This is a genomic window from Acinetobacter sp. UBA6526, from assembly GCF_002434875.1.
GTDB lineage: Bacteria > Pseudomonadota > Gammaproteobacteria > Pseudomonadales > Moraxellaceae > Acinetobacter > Acinetobacter venetianus.
In genome coordinates this window covers 1-9,930 of record NZ_DJLC01000250.1, presented here as the reverse complement: position 1 = coordinate 9,930, position 9,930 = coordinate 1, and the positions used below count along the sequence as shown (strand labels likewise).

General features: G+C 37.3%; 7 protein-coding genes. 1 reads left to right on the top strand and 6 read right to left on the bottom strand.

The features are described from left to right. Nucleotides 1–100 precede the first annotated feature (100 nt). The gene (locus B4237_RS17365) at nucleotides 101–448 is read left to right on the top strand and encodes a hypothetical protein (protein ID WP_278595716.1); all 348 of its coding nucleotides are present in this window, start codon (nucleotides 101–103) and stop codon (nucleotides 446–448) included. A 223-nt stretch (nucleotides 449–671) separates the two neighbouring features. On the opposite strand, the gene B4237_RS17360 is transcribed toward B4237_RS17365, so the two are convergent. The 6 genes from B4237_RS17360 to B4237_RS17335 form a co-directional block, all read right to left on the bottom strand. Then, nucleotides 672–1,775, bottom strand: a complete 1,104-nt coding sequence (locus tag B4237_RS17360) for an FAD-dependent oxidoreductase (RefSeq protein WP_278595715.1) — start codon at nucleotides 1,773–1,775, stop codon at nucleotides 672–674. Further along, nucleotides 1,776–4,802, bottom strand: coding sequence for a LodA/GoxA family CTQ-dependent oxidase (locus B4237_RS17355; RefSeq protein ID WP_278595714.1), 3,027 nt, complete (start codon nucleotides 4,800–4,802; stop codon nucleotides 1,776–1,778). It lies immediately after the preceding gene. Between the two features lie 204 nt (nucleotides 4,803–5,006). Next, nucleotides 5,007–5,300 carry a type 1 fimbrial protein gene (locus B4237_RS17350; RefSeq protein ID WP_278595713.1) on the bottom strand — a complete coding sequence of 98 codons (294 nt, stop codon included), beginning with the start codon at nucleotides 5,298–5,300 and terminating at the stop codon, nucleotides 5,007–5,009. Between the two features lie 230 nt (nucleotides 5,301–5,530). Further along, nucleotides 5,531–6,427 (bottom strand): DUF4882 family protein, encoded by an 897-nt coding sequence (locus B4237_RS17345; protein WP_278595712.1) that lies wholly within the window; start codon nucleotides 6,425–6,427, stop codon nucleotides 5,531–5,533. A gap of 138 nt (nucleotides 6,428–6,565) precedes the next feature. Continuing rightward, nucleotides 6,566–7,582: a fimbrial protein gene (locus B4237_RS17340; protein WP_278595711.1), complete on the bottom strand. Its 1,017-nt coding sequence runs from the start codon at nucleotides 7,580–7,582 to the stop codon at nucleotides 6,566–6,568. Continuing rightward, on the bottom strand, nucleotides 7,579–9,930 hold a 2,352-nt coding region (locus tag B4237_RS17335; RefSeq protein WP_286944238.1), incomplete at its 5' end, for a fimbria/pilus outer membrane usher protein. The genes B4237_RS17340 and B4237_RS17335, both read right to left, overlap by 4 nt.

The following is a 9,930-nucleotide window of genomic DNA, read 5'->3' as shown; positions in this document are numbered from 1 at the left end:
TTGATTTTAAATTATCAAATTTTTGTTCATTGTTAAATTATAATGGCTATTAATTAGTTTAAAATTGATCAGAAAAACAAACAGTTCGGATCTATAGTTAATGAATAGACTTTATATTATTTTAGGTGGTGTAGTCCTTTTAATGATCGTGATTGTTTGGAAAACGAGTTCTGAACGGATAGCACGAGAACAAGAATATCAACAGAAAGCTTTACAACATATGCAAAAAATGGCTGAACTCGAGACTGAACGCCGAGCGAAACTAGCTCAGGAAGCTATCGATAGAGAAAGAAAAGAGCGACAACGTATAGATGAAAATGCTAAGGCTAAACGTGAATCAGAAAAATACATGCAATATGAACGGCAAGCTGAAGAAGATGGATATTCAGAAAATCAGCATTTAATGGAACAGGAATCTTTAAGATATTTCTATGATCCTGATTATTAATGTTTAGAAATAGCTGATTTAGCCTTAATTAGGTAAGAACCATTTCGGTATGGTTTTAAGAAGTTTTAGAATTTTTTCAGGATCTATGCTCTAAAATAAGTTTAGATTAATGAAATAATTGTTTTAAGTTTGATTGTCGTTTAACAAGAATTTGATAGCGAAAGTAGGCTCTAATGCTCAATATACAACTGAAAAGATTGTTGCAAGAGTCTTATATCATTCGTCATTGATAATACTGATGTACTTTCCAAAAAGCACTATCTAACCATCGTTGTTCCTCTTTATATAATGAATATCTTCGGTGTTCATATACTTTAATAATCTTTTGGAATTCTTTTAAATAATTGCTTTCTAGCATTATTTTTTGCTCAGCAGATAAAATATGTTCAGAAGCTTTTATTGCAGTATAAATTGCATTGAATAGGCCTTGTCCTGCGATTGGATCAAAAGCCAATAACGCATCACCACAAGCAACCCAACCTTCACCAGAGCTTTCGGGCGACCAAGTTGTGCGAACATCATGAGCGTAAATATCAGCGCTTAACCCTAATTGACCTAGAAGATCAGTAATACCACTTTTTTTATTAATTATGTCATCCCAATGCGATGCATGATTCCTTAGATTAAATGCAAATTTAGGAAGAGTATGAAAACCTAACACCCATTTTTCCTCAGAGATTTTTCCTGCATATAACCATCCACTTTCATTGGATGAAATTATTGTTTTATTCAGTGATATGTTTTTCTCAGGTACACAGGTACGATAAAGGGCTACTAAAGGAGCTCCTCGATACCGTTGAACACCTAGTAATTTAAGAATCTTAGCGCTGCGGCCTGTCGCATCGATAATCCATTTTGAAGTAATAAGCATTTTACCGTCTAAGGTAATTTTCCATAGACCATTCTGTTTGGTTAAATTTGTGATACTCGCGTTCAGATGTGTAATGTTTTTCAGTTGAATATATTGTTTTAAGAGCGTATCAAATCGTTGACGATCAATTCGAAGACCTAAGCCATAAGGATCATGAATAGCATCTGTTATAGATGCTTGTTCAGTTCCCCAAAAAGCCATATTTCCTGTGACTTTTGGGGGGAAAGAATTAGCGTCATTTGAAGTATTTAGTAGTGTTTCAACCAGCTCTTTAAGATTTAACTTCAGAAGTAGTCGAATTGCTGCCCCAGCTAAGGTTTCTCCAAATTTATGAGCTTGATGATTTGGGCTACCAATTAACATAACTGACAGCCCAGCTAAAGCGAGTTGCCTTGCTGCAATCATACCAGCAGGGCCGTTACCAGCTACACACACATCACAATCATAATTGAGCATTTAACGTTTCTGAACTCTTACTGCTCTAAACGCGAGTAGTTGTTCATGACTAGCCCAACCTGCTTTATCGAGATTTGTCAGTGGTTCAGTGCTACTTTCGAGTAAATGTGTTGCATATTCAGCAGCAGCTTTTAATTTTCCTGCTATTAACGTTTCAACATATAGATATTCGGGAATATCTGGATCATCCTTAATGCCTTCACGAACCTCAACAATACCAAGTTCATTGAAGTGTGCAACCATACGCATCATAACGTCTGCCGTATTTGCATCTTGAATGGCTCTTAACCAACTACGTCGTTGATTAAAGGCTGCAATCCGTTCTTCTCTAGGCAAATCTAGATTAATAACCTTTTGATAATCTTGTTCTGTGAACACTTGATTGGGAACACGGGCAGCCCAGAATGTAGGTAGATAAGGATCAAAGTCAGGATCGTAGCCCGAACGGCAGAATGCTGTATCTCCTTGCCAAGGAATTGCCATCCAACGAGTGATACTTCCTGGTATTTGAGCATAAAGTGGCCCATCTACTTGTTGAACTTTGATAGGTGTCATCGTAGCACCATAATCTGGTTCAGGATCAGAATCTGGACGTCGTCTGATTCTAAAAGGTGAACTATACATACTGGCGTGACGCATAGGCCATGTCATTTCACATCCAGGATGGAAAGTGTCAGCTAAACAATAATGCAATGCTGCTTTATCGAGCGTATGTGGTTGGTCTTTTAGTGGAACTTGGTCAAAAGAGCTGAAGCCTTTTAGCTCTTGATCTGACCAATCATCAATGAAGTTCCCTTCAACCCAATGATGTAGTAAGCCTTCTTGTAGCCCAGTCATGGTCAACATATTACCTGTACCATTTTCTGGAAAACTACCAAAAGCATCACCATAAATCCAAGGCCAAATATGTGGCCATTGAACTGGCTCTGCTACAACTGGTCTTGATGGTCTGAAGTTATGAAAGATTGCTCGGCGAAGTTCGCTATAAGGATCTGCTTGATTTAGATCTTTGGGGTTGTATGACAACTTGGCGAGTAACTGCGGATTGCTAAAATCCATAGGGCAGCCTTTACCAAAATAAGCTGCAAAACCTTTATTCACCCATTGAAGCCCACCCAAACGATTTAATAATGGCAAAATATCATGGGTAAATGATGGTTTTTCTGGCATTGTCATCCAGCCAGCATTTACGTATACATCGCACATCAAGTCATACATCGTACGCCAACTGATGACATCAGGTGCATAATTAGGTGGTGCGACAACAACCCAAGCAGATTCAACTGGGATACTTACACCATTGATTTTTACGGTCGCATCAACAGAACCATCTGAGGTGTCATCGTACCAATCATTTGCATTATTAAAGCTTGGCGGATTATCTGGATCGAATACTGGTGCATTGGTTGGTGATGCAGACTTTCCATGGCCACCTAAAAATAATAGTCGCCCATTTTCATCAGTTTGTATTTCACCTAAGGGCACAGTAACAGGCTGATCAGATGCAGCTTGAAATGTTCCTGTATCAAAGCGATGCTCAGCACCACCTGAAATATTTCGACCACAAATACTTCTTGGACCTGGATCAATTGCTAATTTAATTCGATTTTCTGCTTTGACTTTAGGGTTGCGTAAAGCAAATGCATTGTCTGGTGCATTGACAGCCTCAGGTATATCTAGCGCATATTGAAACTCATACCATTGAGATTTGCGGTTGGCAACATGCACGGTCCAAACGATGTCTGCATTATCTGGGGTCAGTTCACGGACAACTTCACCAGCTGCATTGTATCCATAGAGTCGAAAACGAGCCGCTTGTCTTTTAATAGCGCCCGTTGAGTCTCGGTAAAAATTTGGTTGCTGATTAAGATCAGCAGGGGCATCAACTATTTCAGGCCCAATGAAAAACTCATTTTCACTATCACCTACTCGAGCGATACCAATCGCAGGATGTATTGCTGCACGGACAATATGAGTATCGACACAGGCAGCAGGTGAAATAAGTGGACGAGGGGAATTTGGTTCACCTAAAGGTATTCCATTTACATTACGTCTTAATTCAGCAGAAGCTGCATAAACCACACGCCTAGCATCGGCAATAGAACCAACAGGTTCATGATCGGCTGTTACGCGCCATATGTTCATAGCAAGATTTTCGCCATACTCAGCTTGACCGCGAGCTTCTATATCTTGAATAGGGATAACAATATCAGCGACATGAATAGGCGGACTCAAATCTTCTGACCAAACAACAGTTGCTTGATCTAATGGCATTTGGTCTGGATCAGTTCTTAATTGAATCATAAAGCGGAATCGCGCTTCTGATTTTTTTAACCGAGCAACTAAATCTGCACCTAAATAAGAAGGGTCATTGGGAGAGTGGTTTGGTGGATCAAGATAAAAGTTGGGTTCTAATTTATATTTAACGAACTGGCTCTCACCAAATTTAAAAGGTAAGCCGCTCCAATATGCCGAAGATAAAACACTGGCAACCGGTTTTGCCATTGCATCCAGTAATTCAGAGGTTTTTGGATGATCTTTTAAGTAGGGATCATAGTTGCCATCAACAACGCCAGCCTTCGTGAATTCACACATGTCTTTAGCCGTATCGACGAAGAATGCATCGAAGTTCTGCATGAGAAAGTCAAAAGTACTTGCATCGGGATTTCCTAGTAGCTTTTTACCATCAACTTCAAATAGTTTGATGCCTATTCCTAAAGTAGATTTGAAATCAGTACTGGTAGGCGTAGTATCTGATGAGAATCGAATCCATGTTGGATAGCGTTTACCTAAATGAGCAAATAATCCAATACGTAAGTTTTCTGGTAAATCTTCTCGAATAATAAATTCAGCAGCAGCTATGCCATGTGGTTTTAAAAAAACAGGTCGCATAGCAGGGCACTGACCTTTGCCGATTCTCCCCGCTTGTACCATATCGACAAACATTGTTTTTAGCGATTCGATGGGATCTGTACTGCAATCAACACAACTTTTATTTGTGGGTGAATCTGAATTCATATGATCCATTTTTTGTCCTTATTATTTTAAAGCTTTTTAATTTTTACAACGGATATAAAACTATAGAAAATAAAATGTCTGGTCAATATTTATGCTTAAATTTATTTTTTTAAAAGAATGTGTTTTAAATTTTAGTTAAACATGTTTTTAATCATAATTTAATAACACCATAGATTAAATGCTATTAAAAATAATCTATGGTGAGTAAAAATATTAATAATAACTGGCAATAATTACAGCACTGTTATGTTCAGGAATTTTCTCAATACTAATTTCGGTTACATTGTTATTTTGTGGGCTGTTTCTCAAATCTTCTAAAGATACGCTTTTTGATTCAATGTTTTGTTTTATAGTGTTGATTACTTGGCAGTCTTTGTCTAAGTGGTTTGTTGAACAGGTATCTTCAACAATATTTCCATTAATTTGAATTGTACCCGATGAATAACTCACCGAAGCAATAGTCATTAATGATGAAAGTAATATGAATTTATAAAGATTTTTATGCATGATTATTACCTTTATTTAATGTAATTATTATTAATCTGCATGAAAATTATTATTAAGGCAATATTTATACTGGTTTTGATTAAAATATTTTTTTAAAATGTGATGTGGTTTTTGTTTTATTTTAAAATTGATGATTAATTTATTGTTTTGGTTTGTTAACTAGTTAACATTTTTAGAAGAAGATATAAAAAAGCCTAATCAAAAGATTAGGCTCAATAGAGTTATTGATTCTAGATTGTGTTGCCACATATGTCCGTTGTGTCTTGAGGATAGTTGAATTGTAGAGAGCCTCTGTCTGTGATTAGCTCAGATGATAATTCTTGTCCACTAAGATGATTTGAATAGATTGCGACTCCACTTGATATAGTAAAACTCAGTTTTTGTAATGCAGCAGGTAAACTAGACTGATATCCTTGATCGACTCCATTGAAAATATAACCAACTTGTTTTGTGGCTTGGTTTATGTAAATCCCCAAGCGTTGATAATTATTGGAATTATTTGTTGTGTTGGCATTTTGATAATAACTTGTTGTAGGGCCACTTTCATCTGTGAGTCGATAAGCCATGTAATAATTCACATTTGCAGGATTTTCACCAAATTCTGGATCATAAGTACCTGATTGAAAGCCAAAATTCGAATTGATGCTATAACCGTTATTTGTTATCCCTACCAAAGAGATCCTAGAAGTGTATGAGGAATTGCCTAATGAATATATTGGAATTTTCAATTGCATTTCAAATGCAATAATACCTGTAGTTGGTAGTGAAAAATCTACTTCGTTGTCAGAAGCGCTGAGTTGGGCTTTACTGCTAGCCAAATAATCTATGAAGTTATATTCATTTTCTGTCACTGAAGGAATAGTCAAACCAAATTTTTGGCTATTTATTTCTGGAAATACTTTTATTGGAAAATACTCAGGGTTCTCCGCATTCCATACGTCATAATCTTCCTGAGTTGCATCAAAATTGTATTGGCAAACTTCTGATTGACTGAAAGTTTTTAGGTTTAAAGTTCTCACATTTGTTTCTACTGTTTGAGTACTACTATCATTATTTTGCGAAGCATTGTAATCGTCTCCGCAACCAAATAAGGCTAAGCTGACTGTAAGTATGCTCAGTTTTTTCATTGATTGATCCTCTGTATTGTGATGTGAGTTTTGTTAATCAAAAAGTATTTACTTATTTTGAAAAAGTAATTTAAAAATCTTATTATTCAGCTATATATAAAAGAGGCCTCCTATTTTTAGGAGACCCATTATTTATGATTAGTCATATTCGATTGTAACGGTTGCCATAGCTCGTACAGTACCAGCGGTGACATTCGTTGCTGTTTGATAGTATTGTGCGGTCATTGGAACATTGTATTGAAGGGTATTATTGGAGCTTACTGTACCCAGCTCTAATTTATCGCCTTTTTTAATGACTTGATTTTTATTGTTATAGTTCCACAGTAGTTGTACACCAACACCATTTGCTTTGATTGAAGTAGGTGCTGTATTAGAAAGTACCTGATTATTTGTGCCATCCTGCATATAATCAAAACTTAAACTAATTAGATTCTTCTCTTCGTAGCCAGTAGGGTTTTGTCCACCATTACAAAGAATATTTAAATCAAATGATTGTGGACCTTGAGTCGATCCAATTCCGGAAAATCCTGATTTAGTCACAGTTGGAAGGGTAACGACTTTATTAATATTACCTTGAATCTCACAAGATGAAGATGCAATCGTAATAGCATTCGCTAATACAGTACTTGTAAGGAATGGTCGGGTTGGGGATGCTTGGATATAGTAACTACTATATTGCCCTGGTACTAAAGCACCTGAACCTGTTTGTTCAGCTATCTTTATAATTTCTACAACGAAGTAACCTGGGGCTAAATTATAAGTTGTTCCATATCTAAGTCCACCACGTGTATATGGATAGTAACCCGAGAAGTTACTAGCATTTTCAGCTTCTCGGTAAAGGCGAATACCAATACCTGGAATATTAGTTTTATAAATACTATTTCCCAATGGACTTAATGAAAACCCTTGATTAAGTTCTGCAACTAAACGATCACTTGAGTCACAACGATCAGCACGGGTGCCTTTGTCGGTGATTGCAAATGTTGCTTTACGTAAGATTTTTCCAACCTCATCACTTGGGCGAACTACAACGCGACCAACAGACATTTGTACATCGTTAGGAGTGTAGTTATAAACGCGACAAGCAGCATTAGCCTCGTTATGGATTCCAAGACCAGCTGTGAATAAAGCACCAGTTATTAGTATTTTCTTCATTTACAAACCGCCTCAGTCATTATTAAGTTCTGTTGATCTTTAGCCAATTCAGCTGTGACATCATATGAGATTGCACATTGTTCAGCGCTATCGTCACCCCATTTCACAACGAGATGATCTTTTGCTTTCTTGGTACGGAGATAGACCATACTACCCTGAGCAACAATACCTACAGCTTCATTATTTTGGTCAAATACTTGTGCTGCAAAAGGTAGGTTTTCACCATTTGCTGTTTTTGTAGCAATATAAATTGCATAACCTGTTTTCGTAGAAAAATCGACTTTAGCAATCGCACCAGCATAAGGTGCGATACGTTGACTTGTTTCTTCTAATTCAACATTTGTCGACATTTCTTGAGGATCTAAAGTAATGTCATTTAAACGATATGGCGTTACATATGGAATAACAGCATAACCGTCTTTGTTTACACTTAAACCAGTCGTGTTATTTACCTTCGCGCCTGCGGCATCTGGTGCATATACCAGTACCATCGTTTGACCTTGCTCTGGGCCAAATAAAATACCGTCTTTATGAGCAACGATATTACCAGTTAAGCTAACCATGGCTTGTTGATAAGAATCGGCAACACTATATGAGCCACCAACAGTTGTGTAGTTTGTACGGTAGCGTCCATTGACGTTGAAGGTTGGATTACTGCGATCTTGATGTGTTACTGATGAACCATAACTGAAACGATCACCTACAGTTCCACTTACACCAACTGTTCTACTGTCTTGAGATGCATTGGCATTCACATTCATAGAATGCTTTTTAAAGCTGAGCGGGAATGACAATGTCATCAAATATTCAGTATCACGTGTTTGATTACTTGATCCATAATCAACTTGGCGATTGATCGCCGATAGGCCGTAGGTTAAACCATGGTAATTGTTACTATAACCAATTTGGTATTGTTTAGTACTTTCATTGCGATTCCAGTAGTCAACCCAAGAGCCGACCATATAGAAATTACCCCAACCATCAGGTAAACCTTGGTTTAAGGTAATTTGGAATTCACTACGTTGCTTACCTACAGCGTAGCTATTCATACCACGATCTTCTAAATCACGAATTAAAATCGCATCACGTAATTTGTAATAATTTTCAGTCGAGTAGCGATAAGCTGCTAAGGTTAAGTTGGTATTTGTTGGTGTAATTAATTTGCTATAACTTAAACGGTAACTTTGACCTGATTGAGATTCTTTTCTTTCAAAATCAGCTTCTGAATGTGTTACGTCTAACGAGATCGCACCGATTGGTGTTGCAAAAGCAGCACCAGCCAAAACCGAAGCGTATTTCTCAGTGGCTTGAAAGCCAGTATAACCTGTGAGGTAGTTGTTAATTCCTCGTTGGTATTTACCTTGCACAACCCATGGATCTAACTCGATATCGCGATCACGAAATTCACCAGCAGTTAATGAGTATCGGCTCATACCTGGTCTGAGCATTTGAACTACAGATGCATAAGGAATAGCAAATTTCTGAATCTCACCATTTGATTCGATTACAGAAACCTCAAGTTCACCACCGAAACCTGTTGGATAGAGATCATTAATTTCAAAGCTACCCGGAGCAACCGTGGTTTGATAAATTAATTGACCTTGTTGGCGAACTTCAACTTTTGCATTGGTTTTTGCATTACCACGGATGCGTGGGGCATAGCCCAACATACTATTTGGTAACATACGGTCATCACTAGAGAAATCGACACCACGATAACCAAATGAGTCGAAAATTTCGCCATTGGTAAAGCTGTCACCTAGTGTCAATACACTACGATACTGTGGGAATGCACGTTGTAAATAGGTACTTGTTGACTGATAGTTCGACTTACTTTGATTTTCAGTCGGTTTATCTTGCCACTGCCACTGACCATTATGGCGTAATTGCCAGCCTGCAATATTTGCCCCAGCAGTAACTGCCATAAATGCGTTTGTTGTTTCTTTATTATCGCCTGTTGTATTAAATGTTTTATAGGCGCTACCGCTATACGATAAAAAGCCAGCATTGATACCACGATCCCAAATACTTGGATCGACATAACCTTGCGCATTTTTTTGTAAAGCAACTTGAGGAATTGAAATATCAATACGTAATTTTGAAGTGTCAAATTCATAGAAAGAATCTTCAATCCAATCTTCAATTTTTAAACAACTGTTTTTTGATTGATTCGCAATATGTTGCGAAAGAACGTCTTGCTTTACACCATACTCAAGTAAGGTGCTTGAATTAAAACAGGTTGTTGCATTTTCTTTTGGGTCTACAGCTTTAAACATCATTCGACGTTTACCGAACCACTGACCATTTACATATACGTCGACGTTATATTCACCCGGTAAAACAGGGTT

Bases quoted from the DNA above. Each gene is read 5' to 3' on its own strand.
- B4237_RS17365 (WP_278595716.1), top strand. From the start codon at position 101: ATGAATAGACTTTATATTATTTTAGGTGGTGTAGTCCTTTTAATGATC.
- B4237_RS17360 (WP_278595715.1), bottom strand. From the start codon at position 1,775: ATGCTCAATTATGATTGTGATGTGTGTGTAGCTGGTAACGGCCCTGCT.
- B4237_RS17355 (WP_278595714.1), bottom strand. From the start codon at position 4,802: ATGGATCATATGAATTCAGATTCACCCACAAATAAAAGTTGTGTTGAT.
- B4237_RS17350 (WP_278595713.1), bottom strand. From the start codon at position 5,300: ATGCATAAAAATCTTTATAAATTCATATTACTTTCATCATTAATGACT.
- B4237_RS17345 (WP_278595712.1), bottom strand. From the start codon at position 6,427: ATGAAAAAACTGAGCATACTTACAGTCAGCTTAGCCTTATTTGGTTGC.
- B4237_RS17340 (WP_278595711.1), bottom strand. From the start codon at position 7,582: ATGAAGAAAATACTAATAACTGGTGCTTTATTCACAGCTGGTCTTGGA.